The organism is Actinomycetospora chlora, from assembly GCF_039542135.1.
Taxonomy (GTDB): domain Bacteria; phylum Actinomycetota; class Actinomycetes; order Mycobacteriales; family Pseudonocardiaceae; genus Actinomycetospora; species Actinomycetospora chlora.
This window is the reverse complement of sequence record NZ_BAABHO010000059.1, coordinates 1-14,156: the sequence shown is the minus strand read 5'-3', so window position 1 is coordinate 14,156 and position 14,156 is coordinate 1. Positions and strand designations below refer to the sequence as shown.

At 69.5% G+C, this 14,156-nt stretch carries 17 protein-coding genes; 12 read left to right on the top strand and 5 right to left on the bottom strand.

From position 1 onward, the window contains the following. Positions 1-52: 52 nt before the first annotated feature. Entirely contained in the window at positions 53-403 is a 351-nt protein-coding gene (locus tag ABD994_RS26465) for a hypothetical protein (RefSeq protein ID WP_345422869.1), read from the top strand. Between the two features lie 284 nt (positions 404-687). On the opposite strand, the gene ABD994_RS26460 is transcribed toward ABD994_RS26465, so the two are convergent. After that, positions 688-810, bottom strand: a complete 123-nt coding sequence (locus ABD994_RS26460) for a hypothetical protein (RefSeq protein ID WP_345422866.1) — start codon at positions 808-810, stop codon at positions 688-690. 672 nt (positions 811-1,482) lie between these two features. Here ABD994_RS26460 and ABD994_RS26455 point away from each other — a divergent pair. Continuing rightward, on the top strand, positions 1,483-1,620 hold the full coding sequence (locus ABD994_RS26455) for a hypothetical protein (RefSeq protein WP_345422863.1): 138 nt from the start codon (positions 1,483-1,485) through the stop codon (positions 1,618-1,620). Positions 1,621-2,984: 1,364 nt separating this feature from the next. On the opposite strand, the gene ABD994_RS26450 is transcribed toward ABD994_RS26455, so the two are convergent. Continuing rightward, entirely contained in the window at positions 2,985-3,461 is a 477-nt protein-coding gene (locus ABD994_RS26450) for an NUDIX domain-containing protein (protein ID WP_345422860.1), read from the bottom strand. A 44-nt stretch (positions 3,462-3,505) separates the two neighbouring features. After that, positions 3,506-4,726: a helix-turn-helix domain-containing protein gene (locus ABD994_RS26445; protein WP_345422857.1), complete on the bottom strand. Its 1,221-nt coding sequence runs from the start codon at positions 4,724-4,726 to the stop codon at positions 3,506-3,508. A gap of 138 nt (positions 4,727-4,864) precedes the next feature. On the opposite strand from ABD994_RS26445, the gene ABD994_RS26440 reads away from it, so the two are divergent. The 9 genes from ABD994_RS26440 (at position 4,865) to ABD994_RS26400 (ending at position 11,369) form a co-directional block, all read left to right on the top strand. Further along, on the top strand, positions 4,865-5,323 hold the full coding sequence (locus ABD994_RS26440; RefSeq protein ID WP_345422854.1) for a plasmid replication, integration and excision activator: 459 nt from the start codon (positions 4,865-4,867) through the stop codon (positions 5,321-5,323). Continuing rightward, the gene (locus ABD994_RS26435; protein ID WP_345422851.1) at positions 5,323-5,616 is read left to right on the top strand and encodes a WhiB family transcriptional regulator; all 294 of its coding nucleotides are present in this window, start codon (positions 5,323-5,325) and stop codon (positions 5,614-5,616) included. Before ABD994_RS26440 ends, ABD994_RS26435 begins: the two co-directional genes overlap by 1 nt. Positions 5,617-5,917: 301 nt before the next feature. Further along, positions 5,918-6,139 (top strand): hypothetical protein, encoded by a 222-nt coding sequence (locus tag ABD994_RS26430; protein ID WP_345422848.1) that lies wholly within the window; start codon positions 5,918-5,920, stop codon positions 6,137-6,139. Then, a complete protein-coding gene (locus ABD994_RS26425; protein WP_345422845.1) occupies positions 6,136-7,641 on the top strand; it encodes an FtsK/SpoIIIE domain-containing protein in 1,506 nt (501 codons plus the stop codon). Before ABD994_RS26430 ends, ABD994_RS26425 begins: the two co-directional genes overlap by 4 nt. Then, the gene (locus tag ABD994_RS26420) at positions 7,638-8,069 is read left to right on the top strand and encodes a hypothetical protein (RefSeq protein WP_345422842.1); all 432 of its coding nucleotides are present in this window, start codon (positions 7,638-7,640) and stop codon (positions 8,067-8,069) included. Before ABD994_RS26425 ends, ABD994_RS26420 begins: the two co-directional genes overlap by 4 nt. After that, positions 8,066-8,275 (top strand): hypothetical protein, encoded by a 210-nt coding sequence (locus ABD994_RS26415; RefSeq protein WP_345422839.1) that lies wholly within the window; start codon positions 8,066-8,068, stop codon positions 8,273-8,275. The genes ABD994_RS26420 and ABD994_RS26415 overlap by 4 nt, the downstream gene beginning before the upstream one ends. Then, entirely contained in the window at positions 8,272-9,948 is a 1,677-nt protein-coding gene (locus ABD994_RS26410) for a replication initiator (protein WP_345422836.1), read from the top strand. Before ABD994_RS26415 ends, ABD994_RS26410 begins: the two co-directional genes overlap by 4 nt. Further along, complete coding sequence (locus tag ABD994_RS26405; RefSeq protein WP_345422833.1) at positions 9,945-10,133, top strand: helix-turn-helix domain-containing protein; 189 nt, start codon at positions 9,945-9,947, stop codon at positions 10,131-10,133. The genes ABD994_RS26410 and ABD994_RS26405 overlap by 4 nt, the downstream gene beginning before the upstream one ends. Positions 10,134-10,172: 39 nt before the next feature. Continuing rightward, positions 10,173-11,369, top strand: a complete 1,197-nt coding sequence (locus ABD994_RS26400) for a tyrosine-type recombinase/integrase (RefSeq protein ID WP_345422828.1) — start codon at positions 10,173-10,175, stop codon at positions 11,367-11,369. 113 nt (positions 11,370-11,482) lie between these two features. Here the strand turns inward: ABD994_RS26400 and ABD994_RS26395 are convergent, their stop codons facing one another. Next, positions 11,483-12,694, bottom strand: a complete 1,212-nt coding sequence (locus ABD994_RS26395) for an acyl-CoA dehydrogenase family protein (RefSeq protein WP_345422825.1) — start codon at positions 12,692-12,694, stop codon at positions 11,483-11,485. A 39-nt stretch (positions 12,695-12,733) separates the two neighbouring features. After that, positions 12,734-13,270 (bottom strand): SCP2 sterol-binding domain-containing protein, encoded by a 537-nt coding sequence (locus tag ABD994_RS26390; RefSeq protein ID WP_345422822.1) that lies wholly within the window; start codon positions 13,268-13,270, stop codon positions 12,734-12,736. A gap of 90 nt (positions 13,271-13,360) precedes the next feature. On the opposite strand from ABD994_RS26390, the gene ABD994_RS26385 reads away from it, so the two are divergent. Continuing rightward, a complete protein-coding gene (locus ABD994_RS26385; protein WP_345422819.1) occupies positions 13,361-14,017 on the top strand; it encodes a TetR/AcrR family transcriptional regulator in 657 nt (218 codons plus the stop codon). The last annotated feature ends 139 nt before the right edge of the window (positions 14,018-14,156 follow it).

Sequence of the window (14,156 nt, the reverse complement as noted above, 5' to 3'; positions counted from 1 at the left end):
TCTCGAACTGGCGTTTGGTATTATTGTAGACATAGCCGGCGGGAGGGGCTCGATGATGGATGTTCGCGAGGCAATGCAAGTGGGCGAAGCCAGTTACGCTACTCAGCTCGGCGAACTCCGTCGCGCTGGGTTTGCTGCTTCGTTCACTCAGACCGGTGGGATGTGTGCAGCCCTTGAGATAGTTCTGGAGCGTGGTTACCTCCTTGTGACTAATAGCGAGGATGAGCTTCCGTGGAGTCCCGAGGAGCTGCGCGGCTGGGGTGTCGGTTACTACGAGTGCGAGGACGTCTCGGAGGGTCCGGTGGTGTTCGTCGAGACACCTCGGACCGACGCCAGAGCACTGGTTGCCTCTGTGGTGGCATGCCTCCGCGAAAGAGCTGACGTATCCAGGCTCAAGAGCTGACCGTTGAGAGGCGCCGCACCCGCTTCGCCATGGCGGCCAGGGCACCGGCCCGTCGGAACGGAGTGGGAGGCCAGGGCCGAGGGCCCTGGCCGCGCGGCGCCGGAGGCGCCGCCTTGACTGATGAGAGGTGAATTCGGCAGCGCAATCACAAGACCTTGCGGTAGGCAGTGACGCCCACGGCGACGTGCTCCTGGCGGTCGATGGCTTCTGCGAAGTCGGTTCGAAGCTGCTCGCTGGTTGCGCTTGTGGGCGACTGCGATCTGTTCCCACGTTGCGCCTGCGCATCAGGCTGCATAGACGGTCTGCCAGCGCCACGCGGTCAGCAGCTCGACCAGCTCGGAGGCGTCTCGCAAGGCGTCGGGCGGGTCGACCTTGGGCGTAGCCGCAATGGTCTCACGCAACTTCACTCGCGCATGGTCGGTGGCGACTCGGGCGAGTGCGCGGGTCAGGGTGTCGCGTGCCGACCAATTCTCCCAAGAGTGGTGAGCAGCTCTCGCAGCATGATCGGCCTCCAAGCGCAAGGCCCGCAGGGCTGTCGGCCCCGGTCGGGGTGGCGGGGTGCTGCCCCCGCCACGCTCGGAGCGCAAGGACACGGGCGTGGAGGCTCGCGATCAAGAGCGGACGGAGTCCGTCGCGGAGCGATGCGGAGCACTCTTGATCGGGAGTAGCCCGTGTGACGCTCCGGGGTCGACAGACCGGCCCGCCGCAGGCGGTCGACTGGATTCATGGCCCCGCGGCCTTGAGCGGTCGGGAGCTGTTGAGCGCACACGTCCAATCGTCCGAAGTGTGGTTCGGTGTCCTCGTGTCCACCCGTACTGACAACGCCGTTGAGGTAACGCTGACACGTGGACTGCTCCGGCGGTGGGCGTTCATTCTTGACGGCCACGGTTCGGCTGCCGGGTTGGTTGGTAGGAGAGCTGTCGCGGAGGCGATACGCGCGGTTCTTTGCGAGAGCGAGCGGGCTGAGGGTCCCCGGCGACAGGCCAACGAGGGCCCGCCGTTCGCACCCGAGCTCGCAGACGCCGCCCAGCATCCAAGAGAGTCTTCGTGAGTGCGCCCGACCCCGATCTTGTGGGGCCGTGAACGAGGCGATGGAGCCCGTGCTCCAGGAGTGGTGGTCTGGTGTGTTAGCGGTTGAGCGCGCGCAGCAGTCTGAGCCGCTTGAGGTCATCAAGCGGGTGCGGCTCAGTGGGCTGATCGACCCCGAGTATGAGTGATCCGGACAGGAACACTGGGGTGCGGCCCAGCAGGTACGCCGCGGTGGGCTCCGGTATCGGAGGAGACTGCGGGCCTCGCGGTCCTCTCGCGCCCTGTGGCGAGTGGCGCCCACAGGTTGCAGACCTTCACGTCCCGCCCTGTCCCTGATGTCCCGCGATTACGGCGAATCGTAGGAGATCACGGCGCAGCACTGGGTCTGAAGTGTCTTGTTTGGGTGGATCGCCGCATGCGCTGGTCTGTCCACCGTGCAACGTCAGGCGACTACCTGGCGATGTATCCACCGTGCCAAGGTGCAAGCGCTGTGACGACCCGAATGCCGGACGCCGCTACGTCTCCTCGACGAAGTACAGGTGCACTGGCCAGGTACTCGACTTCGTCGTCCAGCCAGAGGGCCGACCGCTCTACGTCTTGTGCGACAAAGAGTACGTCGACCAACAAGCCGTGGAACGCGAGGCGGCGGAACAGAAGAAAGCCAAGGAGGCTGCTGAATTGGCCGCCTATGCCCGGTCCTGCGCTAGCTTAGGGCCGTGCTCCTGCGGCACTATGGCGATACGTCAGTGCACACAATGTGGAGCGTCGCTCTGCAACGACGAGGGTGAATGCTGCCATCGGTTTCACGGCAAGTGGCTTTGCAGACGGTGCAAGGCCGACACAGATAGACGTGATCGTGAGGCAGAGCGCGCGAAGAAGGCAGCTGAGGAGGCCCGATACAGGTCCCTACCGAAGCCGAGCCTCGGAGACCTCGTCGACAGAGTAAGAGGCAGGAGCGGCACATTAGAGGACGGAGTGACGCATCAGCTCGTCGGCCTTGAGAACCGCGAGGTGGCGGCAGCCTTAGCCGCCGTCCACGGGGCGCCCAGTTTCTCCTGGACAAGCACCGACGGTACTCGTTTCCGTCTCGATGCCGACGGGTCACTCTCGACGGTGGCGTGGACGAAGGAGGGTCAGTGGGGGCCAGGCGACTCCTACAACGAATACTGGTTTGACAAGATTAAACGCTTGAACGGACCGCCCGGCTTGTTCCCTCTGGCGCATCTAGATACCGCCCTCCGCCGAGCGGTTCCATATGATCAAACTAAGAGTGCTGGCAGTAGCCGCTCAAGTGTGGCGAAAACAGGCAACTCGAGCCCTGCGCCACAGTCCACGTCATCGTCGTCGGGGGGCTGCTACGGACTTGGATGTGCATTCGTTGTTGCGGGCTTCGCCCTTCTGATTGCCGTGATACTTCTTCTCAATTGGGTTGGCCATCACTAGGAAGTTGTGATGTCCTTCGCACTCATGCGTCAGCAGGTCGGCGATGCACGCCTTGAGGGTGATACGCCGCCAGACGGGAGAGCGTCTGGAACGACCCGGGGCAAAGGAATCAGACGACGGCTGATTTCGGATAGGGAACTCCGTGTTCGAAGTAGGCGCCCCCTTGAGCGCCTCCTTGTAGGAGAGAACCAATTCTGCGCGCCAAGCGCGGGATAAGGTAGTCGTCGAGCTGCTCGGCGGCGACCCAATCCCAGCGATCGAGCTCATGTCCATCGACCTTGATGCGCTGTTCGTCCTGCCCCAGAGGGCCGCAATCGAAGACGAACAGAAGTTTGTCACCTTCTCGGTCGTTGGGTGCCCAATCAACAGCCGCAAGGCGGCGTGGCTCGCGATCGAGAGAGAGTTCCTCAAGGACCTCACGACGGCATGCTGCGGCGGGAGATTCGCCGCGTTCGACGTAGCCACCTGGGATGTCCCAGGTGTCTTTGTACGTCGGATGTACGAGAAGGACCTGGCCGGTCGGGTTGACGAACAGCGCGCCGGCTGCGACGCGCGGGGTCGCAAAGGTGTCCTCAGTCGTAGCCACGACTTGAGGCTACTGATGAGCGTTGCGCCCGACGCACAACACTGTCAGGCGGCGAGGCGCAGACGGTGCGCGAGCGCGCCGAGTTCGGGCGTGACGGTACCGCGGGGATTCTTCATCCAGGCCAGGACGAGCTGGCGGCTGATGAAGTGGTGCCGGACCTGCTCAGGAGCGAGGCGCTCGGCGGCGAGCACGGTGCTCAGGGCCTGATCACGGCGACCCGAGACAGAGAGGGCCCGGGCCGTCTCCAGGGCATGGCGGACGCGGCGCTCGACGGGCAGGGCCGACGTGTCGACGGTCGGGCCGAGGTCGGCCGCAACTTGGACGTCGCCGAGCTCCATAGCGGTTGCGACGCGGTGGATGGCGACGTTGGTGGGACCGAACGCAGTCCACATGTGGTTGGCGTCGGCGCCGAGATAGCCAGCGGCGCGCTGCGCCTGCTCAAGGAACTCGCGCGTCAGCGCGCGGTCGTCCATGCGTGACGAGGCCATAGCGCCGGCAAGAAACAGCGAGCCGTAGACCGACCACAGACTGGTGTCGGCGCCGCCCAGGGAGGCCGAGAGGTAGTCCGATCCGTCCGCCGTGAGCTGGGCGGCCGCGTCGTACCTGCCGGTGGCGAGCAGCGAATGGACCACCGAGCGGAACAGCGAGCCCATCACCGGGAGGCTGCCCGAGCGTTGCGCTGCGGCGAGCCCACGGTCAGCGGCCATCCACGCGAGGTCGCATTCCCCGAGCTTTGTCAGGGTCGACGCGGCGACCTGATAGGCGAGGGCCAACAGCGCGTGGGCGCGTTCTTCGTCGGCACCGTCGTAGGCGTCCGCTGCGGTGAGGGCGTCGGTCAGCAGGAGCGGCACTCGGCTCGTCACGAATCCAAAGCGCGCAGCCTGGTAGGCGTCGAAAACTGCGGCGACGTCGCGCTCGACCGACACCAGCGATGGTGGCTCGGTGGCCGGCGCCGCGCGCCGGAGGACGGCGTTGAGCTGGCGGTAGTCCATCAGCGCCGTCCTCAGCGCCGGAACGGTGCTGGTGCCGCTCTCCGCGGTCCAGTCGAGCAGTGTCGGTTCGCCGAGTAGGTCACCGAGGGAGACATCGAGAACGTCGGCGAAGCGGCGGATGACTGACAGTCGGTCGAGCTCGGCCCTGTTGTTCTCGATCTTGCTCAGCCAGTCCTCGGTCCGACCGACGAGGCCGGCCACCACGTCCTGAGACAGCCCCCGGCGTCGGCGGTAGAACGCGACGCGCTCGCCGATGGTCAGCGACTCAGTCATCCCGCGCATGGCAAGAACCTCCCCCTGGCCTGGTCGAGGACCCCGGAATTTTCTTCCGGGTCGATCGCCGAGACCGCTCCGACGCTAGTCGCAGGCCCCGACACGCGGGGCTCGATTCAGCGAAGTGGAGCAACAACGATGGCCATCAAGAGGCGACTGAAGGTGTCGATGGGGGACGTCTTCCCGCACGGCGCGTTCCTGACCACCGACGGCGCCGAGGCGGTGCCGGACTACGACCGCTCGACGCGTGACCGGTTCGTGCAGGCAGTCGACAAGGACAACGGTCTGCCGGTGTGGGAGGTCGGGGTCCACGACCCGGACCCCGAAGCTCGCAAGAACGAGCGCTCGGTGAACGTGAAGATCGCCGCAGAGGTGCAGCCGGTTCCGCCCGAGGCGTTGCCCGGGCTGCCGTTCCGTCCGGTGGAGTTCGAGGGGCTGGAGGTCACGCCCTACCTCGACACCAACGGCCCCCGCCCACGCCTGGCCTTCAGCCTGCGCGCTCGCGGCATGCGCGCCCCCGGCGGCGAGGCTCGCCGTAACCAGGGCGCAGCCAGTCAGGCCGCTCAGGGCTCCGCCAAGTCCGAGGCGGCGGCCTGATGGCCGGCACGGGCTGGCAGGCCCGCGCGGCCTGCCACGACACCGACCCCGAGCTTTTCTTCCCGGCAACCGACGACGACACCAGCCTGACCATGGCGCGGGCACGGATCGCGATCGCGCCGCTGTGCCAAGGATGCCCGGTAGCGACCGAGTGCCTGCGCTGGGCACTCGACACCGGCCAGGACCACGGGCTGTGGGCGGCCACCACGCCGACCGATCGACGGGCCATCCGCCGAGCGATGGGCACCCCGGCTACCGCGCCCGACGACATCGCGCCCAAGGACGCCGCCTGATGGCCGCGCCGCGTCCGGCACCCCAGACGCGGGTGCAGACCCTCGCCTTGCTCGACGAGCTGGTGTTGACCTGCCGCGGCACAGACTGCGTCGAGCAGTGGAGCCCGGCCCCGATCAGGGCCGACGGCAGCGACGGCGTGGTCCAGCTGTCGACCGAGCGCTGCCCCGCCTGCGGGTCGAGCTGCTGGGAAGTGACGGCCGTCCAGGTCGCCAGCTCGCCCTGCGCCCAGACCCGCCGTCGCGGCGGGCGCTCTCACCCTTCCTCCCGCTCTGGAAGGGGTTTCTGATCGTGGCTCGTTCGATGCGTGCCACCGGTCTCACGACCGGCGGCTACCACTTCTGCACCGCCTGCCAGGGCTCCGGCTCGTGTGCCCAGCGCACCTGGACCTCCCGGGGCTGGGAGCGCTCCTATGGCAAGTGCGGGGCCTGCAACGGCAAGGGCGGCAAGTTCGCCAACCACGCCCCCAAAGACCGACCCAGCGCCCGCGTCACCCGCGGCGGGCTCGGGGGGCGAGTCCGATGAGGGAGATCACCACCGCGCGACTGTGGCGCGGCCAGACCATCCGCACCCGCGCCGACGTCATGCGCATGGAGCGCCTCCACGAGCGCTCCCGGCTCCTCCGCTGGAGCCTCACCGCCGGCTGGTGGGCCGGCTGGCTCGCCGTCATGACCGTCTGGGCCGCGCTCTACGTACCCGCCCTCGGCGCCGCGCTCACCCTCGCCGCGCTCGCCTGCCTCGCTCTCGGGCCCTGGGGGCTCCTCATCGTGGCCGTCGTCGGGGCACTGGGCGCGCGGCTGTGGTCGCGCACCTCCCCCACCTCGTGGGAGACACAGGTGGTCTCGCGGCTCCGTCGCTTCGTGCGGCGCACCCGCTACCGCTGGTCCTGGGACGACGTGTGCGCCGCCACAGGCGTGAAGGCCACCGACGCCTCCCACCGCGTCATCGTCCCCCGCCTGCTCTGGGTCTCCCTGGGCGAGCACGTCGACCAGCTCCACGTCCAGCTCTGCGCCGGCGTCACCCCCGGCGTCATCGCCCGGCAGGCCGACGCCCTGGCCTGCGAGTGGTGTGCTCTCGAGGTCCGCGTCCTCGCCCACCCGTCACGTGAAGGCTGGGTGCTTCTGCGCGTCGTGTACCGCGACGTCCTGGCCGACAACGCCGACGAGCGCGACAACCTCGTCACCCCCGACTTTCAGTGGGCACGGGTCGGGCGCCGCGAGGACGGCGAACCCTGGTGGCTGCGCCTCATGGGCACCCACGTCCTGATCGCCGGGCTCACCGGCGCCGGCAAGTCCGGGCTGGTCGCCTGCATCATCCGCGCCCTCGCCCCGGCCATAGCGGCCGGGAAGGTGCGCCTGGTCGGGATCGACCCCAAGGGCGGCATGGAGTACCGCATGGTCTCCGAGCTGTTCTACATGCTCGCCTACGGCGACGACGAACACCTCGTGGCCGCCCTGGAGTTCGCCGCCGACCTGATGCGCCAGCGCGCCGAGGCCCTCGGCGGCAACGTCCGCAAGCTGCTCGCGCGCATGTTCGGCGACTACCCGCTCTACGTCATCCTGGTCGACGAGCTGCTCGCGCTCACGACCTACATCGCCAACCGCGAGCTGAAGGACCGCGCCAACGCCGCCGTGCGCCGGGTGCTGTCGCAGGGCCGCGCCCCCGGCGTCGTGGTCATCGGGTGCGTGCAGGACCCCCGCAAGGAAGTCCTCTCGTTCCGCGACATGTTCGGCTACCGCGTCGCCCTGCGGCTGGACTCCGACGTCGAGACCCGCATGGTGCTCTCGGACTCGGCCTACGACCGCGGCGCGCGCTGCGACGCCATCCCCGAGTCCTGCCCCGGCATGGGCTTCGTGATCGACGAGGACGGCGGCAAGCGCCAGCCCATCAAGGTCCGCGCCGACTGGGTCTCCGACGCCGAACTCGCCTTCCTCGCCGCCGAGTTCCCCGCCCCCGAGCAGATCGAGGTCCCCCCACTCGCCACCCGCGCCAAGCGCATCCGCGAGACCGGAGGGCAGGCGGCATGAGGCAGATCGGTCTGATCAACATCATCCGCACGACCGGTGACGCCCGACGTGGTGGCGCCTCGGTGCTTGGGGCACTCGTCGCCGTGGCCGGCGTTGTCCTGCTGGCCGTCGGCGGCTACCGCGCTCTGGACGCCGGCATCCGTGGGATCGCTGCGACCACTGCCGAGGCCAACCGCGTCGCTGGCTTGTCGTTCGCGGTCGTCCTCGTCGTCGCCGCGCTCACCGCCGCCGGCTGGGTCCTGCTCGCCCGACGGCGCGCGGTCCGGGAGGCACCCGTCGTGGAGGCCTTCACCGCCGCCACCGACCGCGCCCTCGAAGCCCACCGCCAGGTCCGGCTCCCAGCCTCAGCGCACGCCGGGCGCCCCGAGCTCCACCACGTCAGCGCGGCGCGCCTGGACCGTCTCGACGCTGATCGGAGCCAGCCGTGATCGCCGCCGTCATCATCGCCGCGCTCCTCACCGTGATCGCTGCTCAGACCCGGGCCGTTGGTGCTGCTGTCGTGCTCGGGGTCGTCACCGTCGCCCTGCTCGCCGTCGTTGCTCCCGGGGTCGTCACCGGCTTCGGCCACGTCCTGGCCGCCATCGCGAGTGGCATCGGTGACGGCATCGCCCGCGTCGCGGAGGTCCGCTCATGAACACGGCCGACGAGCACGATCAGGCCACGGAGCCGGTCCCGGTCGGGAAGCTCACCGGTCCCGTGATGCGGGAGGTCGCGAAGACCTCGGCCGAGCAGGTCGGGGCCTGTGTCCGCCCGCTCGCGGTTCGACGTACTGACCGGGAGACCGGCGCCACCACGGTTGTCCCGATCCCCTGTGGCGCGACGCGTGGCTCGGTGTGCGGGCCGTGCGCCGAGCGGGCTCGCCGTCTGCGGATGTGGCAGGCCCAGCAGGGGTGGCACCTCGACGAGGAGCCCGAGATCCCGACGCAGGAGCCGACGGTGCGGCAGCGGGCGCTGCTGGGGCAACGGGCCGACCTCGAGCATGACCACGCGGCCGCGCTCGAGGCCGGCGAGATGGCCCGCGTTCTTGAGGTCGAGGCCGCCATCGACGACACCGACGCGATGCTGCGTTCCGAAGGTGTCCGGGGCTCCACCAGCACCAGCCGGGGAGAGCAGGACAAGCCGAAGCGGCGGGCCCGCTCGACCCGCCGGCGTCAGGACGTCCCCGACCTGCCCCGCCTCCCGGTCCGGGCCACGACCACGGGCCGGGTGTTCGAGGCGCCGAACGGCAAGACCTACCGCCCGTCGACCTTCGTGACCCTGACGCTGCCTTCGTACGGGCCTGTGCGGTCCGACGGCGCCCCGCGAGACCCGGAGCGCTACGACTACTTCCGCGCTGCTCGCGATGCCCTGCACCTGGGGGAGCTGTTCGACCGGTTCGTGCAGAACCTGCGGCGGGCGGTCGGGTGGAACGTGCAGTACTTCGCCGCCGTCGAACCGCAGCGCCGGGGTGCTCCGCACCTGCACGTCGCAGTCCGCGGAACGATCCCGCGCCGCTTGATCAAGCAGGTTGTGGCCGCGACCTATCACCAGGTGTGGTGGCCGAACCACGACCAGCCGCTCTACACCGAGGACCACCCGCCGGTCTGGGACGAGACCCGCGACCCGGCCTGCTACGTCGACCCCGCCAGTGGTCAGCCGCTCCGGACCTGGGAGCAGGCCCTCGACGAGCTCGACGACGACCCCGACGCCGCCCCCGCGCACGTCATCGAGTTCGGCGCCCAAGTCGACATCCAGGGCGTCCTGTCCGGCACGGAGAAGTCCGACAAGGCCATCCGGTACCTGACCAAGTACCTCACCAAGAGCATCGGCGAGACCGCCGAACCCGACACCCCCGCCGCCGCAGCCCACATGAACCGCCTGGTCGAGGCGCTGCGCTGGGAGCCGTGCTCGGAGTCGTGCCCGAACTGGCTGCTCCACGGCATCACCCCGGACAACCCGAAGCCCGGGATGGTGCCCGGTCAGTGCCGCGCCAAGGCCCACAAGCGCGAGCACCTCGGCTACGGCGGCCGGCGCTGTCTGGTCTCCCGGAAGTGGTCCGGCAAGACGCTCACCGAGCACCGCGGCGAGCGCCGCTCCCACGTCCTCAAGGTTCTCGGTGCCGTCGGCGTGACCGCCGAGCAGGTCACCGACGACGGCGACCTCGCCTGCTACGACTGGCAGCTCATCGGTCCCCGCGACCGCGATCAACCCGACCGCCTGCAACTCCTCCTGCGGTCCATCGCCCAACGACGGCGATGGCGCGAGCAGTACGACCAGGCCAAGACCGACGCCAGTTCGGCAACTCGTGATCAAGGAGAAGCCGCGTGACGGCCAACGTGACGGAGAGCCTGTGGTCGGTCGACGACGTCTCGGCGTACCTGGGCATCCCCGTGAAGACGCTCTACCAGTGGAAGTGGCGCGGCGAGGGTCCGCCAGTGCGGAAGATCGGCCGTCATCTTCGATATGCGCCCGACCAGGTCCGGGCCTGGGCCACCCAGCCGGAAGCGGCGTGATCGCTCGTGGGCCACGTACAAGACCGTTGGTTCCGCACCGTGCGGGACGAGCTCACCGGCAAGCCCCGACGGGAACGCACTGACCTGCACGGTACGGGGCTGCGCTACAAGGTCCGCTACGTCGACCCCGAGGGCCGGGAGCGGTCGAAGTCGTTCCCCGACCGACGCAAGAAGGCCGCGGAGGACTTCCTCGGGGAGATGGAGTCCGGCGTCCGCGCGGGGACCTACCTCGACCCCGACGCCGGCAAGGTGCCGTTCCGCGAATACGCGGAGAACTGGGTCAAGGGGCAGTCCAGCGACGCGTCCTCACGGCAGTCGATCGAGAGCCGGCTCCGCAGCCAGCTCTACCCCTTCTTCGACCGGCGCCCGGTCGACGCCATCGGGCCGGCTCGCGTGCGCGACTGGCTCGCGTGGCTGGAGGAACGTCGGCTCGACGGGACGTATCGGGCGGTCCTCTTCGACACGCTGTCGTCGATCATGAACGCCGCGGTCGAGGACAAGCTCATTCGTGACAATCCCTGTCAGGCACGGAGCATCAAGAAGCCCCGACGGTCCAGCCGGCGCGTCGTGCCCTGGCCCCTGGAACGGGTCCGCGCCGTGCAGCAAGGGCTGGTCGAGCGGTGGCGTCTGGCGGCTGATGTCGGAGCCGGGCTCGGCCTCCGCCAGGGCGAGGTGCTCGGACTCTCGGCCGGTGACCTCGAAACCGCTGAGGCCGTCGTTCACGTCGTTCGGCAACTGCGGATCATCCGCGGCCAGCTGGTCTTCGCCCCGCCCAAGGGTGGCAAGTCGCGGACGGTCCCGCTACCCGATGAGGTCCGCACCGCCGTGGCGACGCATCGCCGGACCTTCCCGCCGGCGCGGGTCCGGCTGCCGTGGCTGGAGCCCGGACGGCGCACCGTCGAGGTTCAGCTACTCCTGTCGAACGAGCGGGGCGAGCCGCACTCGGGCGATCACTTCAACAAGGTGATGTGGCGCGGAGCGTTCCGGGCGGCCGGACTGGCCTACGCGCCGCGGACCGACGGCATGCACGCCCTGCGCCACTTCTACGCCTCGACGCTCCTGGCCGGCGGCGTCTCCATCAAAGAGGTCGCCGAGTACCTCGGCCACGCCGACCCCGGCTTCACGCTCCGGACCTACACCCACCTCGTGCCGTCGAGCCACGCTCGCGCGCGCCAGGCCGTGGACGCCGTGCTCGGGGCCGGCGCCAACTCCTCCGACGGCCTGAGGACGGCCTGATCATGAAGACGCCGACGACGACCGGCCACCGAGTGCCACACCTGGCCTGGACGCACAAAGGCGCTGATCACGAGAACAGCCCTCGTGACCAGCGCCGATGCCGCCGGGGAGCGTCAGGCGATGTGGCGCCCGCTGATGGCGCGGGCGATGACGAGCTGCTGGATCTGTTCGGTGCCCTCGAAGATGTCGTAGATCTTCGAGTCGCGGTGCATCCGCTCGACGGGGTGCTCGCGGGAGTACCCGGCGCCGCCGAGGATCTGGATGGCGCGCTCCGTGGCCCACACGGCGACGCGGCCGGCCTTGAGCTTGGACATCGAGCCCTCACCGGCCTCGAACGTCACGCCGTTGCGCCCCATCCACGCCGCGCGCCACACGAGCATCCGGGCGGCGTCGATCTCGGTCTTCATGTCGGCGAGCGTGAAGGCGATCGACTGGTTGTCGATGATCGGGCGACCGAAGGTCTCGCGGCCCTTGGCGTACTCCAGCGCGTACTCGTAGGCCGCGCGGGCGATGCCGATGGCCTGCGATCCCACCGTGGGGCGGGACAGCTCGAAGGTCTGCATGGCCGCCGAGCCCTTGGACTTCACGCCCTCACGCACCCGGGCGAGCCGCTCGTCGAGCTTCTCCTTGCCGCCGAGCAGGCACGAGCCCGGGACCTTGACGTCGTCGAGGAAGACGTCGGCCGTGTGGGACGCGCGCAGGCCCATCTTCTTGATCTTGCGGGCGGTCTCCAGCCCGGGCGTGTTCGGCGGCACCACGAACGCGGCCTGCCCGCGGGACCCCAGCGAGGAGTCGACCACGGCCTGGACGACGTGGATGTTGGCGATGCCGCCGTTGGTCGCCCACGCCTTCTGGCCGGTGAGCGTCCACTCGTCCTTGGCCTCGTCGTAGACCGCGCGGGTGCGCATGGCCGAGACGTCGGAGCCCGACTCCGGCTCCGAGGAGCAGAACGCCGCGACCTTGACGTCGCCGGCGTCGCCGTAGCACTGCGGGATGAACTCGACCATCTGCTCGGGCGTGCCCGAGGAGAAGATGCCGGCGACGGCGAGGGTCGTACCGAAGATCGCCATGCCGATGCCGCCGTCGCCCCAGAAGAGCTCCTCGTTGACGATCGGCAGGCTCAGACCCGTCTCGTCGCCCCAGAAGCTGGCCAGGGTCTCGAAGTTGTAGAGCTCGATCTTCGCGGCCTCCTGCAGGACGGGCCACGGCGTCTCCTCGCGCTCGTCCCACTCGGCCGCGGCCGGGCGGATGACGTCGGCGGCGAAGCCGTGGGCCCACTCGCGCAGGTCGGTGTGGTCCTCGGAGAGCTCCATGGAGAAGGTCATCGGGGGCTCCTAGTCAGGCCAAGGGGTCAGTCCGAGATGTCAGGCCGAGGGGATGGTGAACATCTTCTGCAGCGCGGTCGCGAAGCCGATGTCGCCCGAGACCTTGATCTTGCGCGTCATGAAGAGGGTCACCGGGGAGGCGTTGTTGGTGACGATCTTGAGGAACTGCACGCCGTCCATCGACAGCTCGGTGCGGGGCTCCTCGGTCAGCGCCTCGTCGACCTCGCAGACGCCGTGCTGCATGGCGGTCTGGTAGTCGTCGCTGTCGCCGGCGGGGGCGCCCGTGACGTGCCAGTGCACGACCTGGCGCTTCGCGCTCGACCCCTTCGAGGAGTAGAACTCCGCCATCCGCCCGAAGATGGCGTCGAGCACGGAGCGCCGCACCTCGGACGACATGACCGCCTCGAGCTGGCCCTTGCCGGTGCTCTTGACCAGCCGCGCGAACAGGGAGGGGTCGATGTCCTTGCCCCCGCCGTCGGCGAGGCCGTCACGCAGGGCGTCGACCAGCTGCTCGTTCGACAACGACTTCGGGTCGACGCTGCGACCCAGCTCGTTGACGTCGATCTTCTCGGGCACGGGTTCACTCCGGCGTCGTCGCAGATGTGTCAGGTACTGGCGGTCCCGCCAACCCGGACTACTTTACGCGTCGGTAGATACGGTGCAACCGTGACCTCGGAGACGCCCCGCCGCCGCCTCGCCCCCGAGGTGCGCCGGCGCCAGGTGCTGGACGCGGCCGTCGCCGTCTTCTCCGAGGAGGGCTTCCACGGCGCGTCGATGGACGCGGTGGCCGCGCGGGCGGGCGTCAGCAAGCCGCTGGTGTACGCGCGCGGCGGCAGCAAGGAGGAGCTCTTCGCCGCGTGCCTGCGCCGCGAGGCCGACCGCCTGCTGCGGTCGGTGCAGAGCGCGGCCGGCTCCGGCGACGACGACCCCGTGGCCCGCCTGCGCCGCGGACTGCGGGCGTTCTTCCACGCGCTGACCACCCGCCGCGAGGGCTGGACGGTGCTGTGGCGCCAGGCCTCGACCGGTCCGTTCGCGGGCGAGGTGGACGCCCTGCGCCGCCAGATCGTCGGCGAGGCCGCCGACCTCATGGCCGGCGGCCTGGGCGTGCCCCGCGCGGTCGCCCTGCCCTACGCGCACACGCTCGTCGGGGCGGCCGAGGGACTGGCCGACTGGTGGCTGACCAGCGAGGACCAGGAGACCGTCGGGGGGACCGAGCCCGCCGACGCCCTCGCCGACCTGCTCGTCGCCGTCGTCGGCCCGGGCCTCGCGGCGATCGGCGGCCGCTCCCTCGGGTCCTCTACCGCCGTCTCGCCCGAGCGCTAGACGGCGGGATACGCCGCGATCTGCGGCGTCCGACCCAGCGCGTACCGCCGTCCGCCACCCCCGACCCGGGAACGAACGGCGCCTTCGCTGCTTCGGGGCGGATTCGTGCGGTGGTCGCAACACCCCTTGGTCAGTTGCT

What these genes read in the sequence shown, in the direction of transcription:
- ABD994_RS26465 (WP_345422869.1), top strand. Translation starts at nt 53, where the DNA reads ATGATGGATGTTCGCGAGGCAATGCAAGTGGGCGAAGCCAGTTACGCT.
- ABD994_RS26445 (WP_345422857.1), bottom strand. Translation starts at nt 4,726, where the DNA reads ATGACTGAGTCGCTGACCATCGGCGAGCGCGTCGCGTTCTACCGCCGA.
- ABD994_RS26440 (WP_345422854.1), top strand. Translation starts at nt 4,865, where the DNA reads ATGGCCATCAAGAGGCGACTGAAGGTGTCGATGGGGGACGTCTTCCCG.
- ABD994_RS26435 (WP_345422851.1), top strand. Translation starts at nt 5,323, where the DNA reads ATGGCCGGCACGGGCTGGCAGGCCCGCGCGGCCTGCCACGACACCGAC.
- ABD994_RS26430 (WP_345422848.1), top strand. Translation starts at nt 5,918, where the DNA reads ATGCGTGCCACCGGTCTCACGACCGGCGGCTACCACTTCTGCACCGCC.
- ABD994_RS26425 (WP_345422845.1), top strand. Translation starts at nt 6,136, where the DNA reads ATGAGGGAGATCACCACCGCGCGACTGTGGCGCGGCCAGACCATCCGC.
- ABD994_RS26420 (WP_345422842.1), top strand. Translation starts at nt 7,638, where the DNA reads ATGAGGCAGATCGGTCTGATCAACATCATCCGCACGACCGGTGACGCC.
- ABD994_RS26410 (WP_345422836.1), top strand. Translation starts at nt 8,272, where the DNA reads ATGAACACGGCCGACGAGCACGATCAGGCCACGGAGCCGGTCCCGGTC.
- ABD994_RS26395 (WP_345422825.1), bottom strand. Translation starts at nt 12,694, where the DNA reads ATGACCTTCTCCATGGAGCTCTCCGAGGACCACACCGACCTGCGCGAG.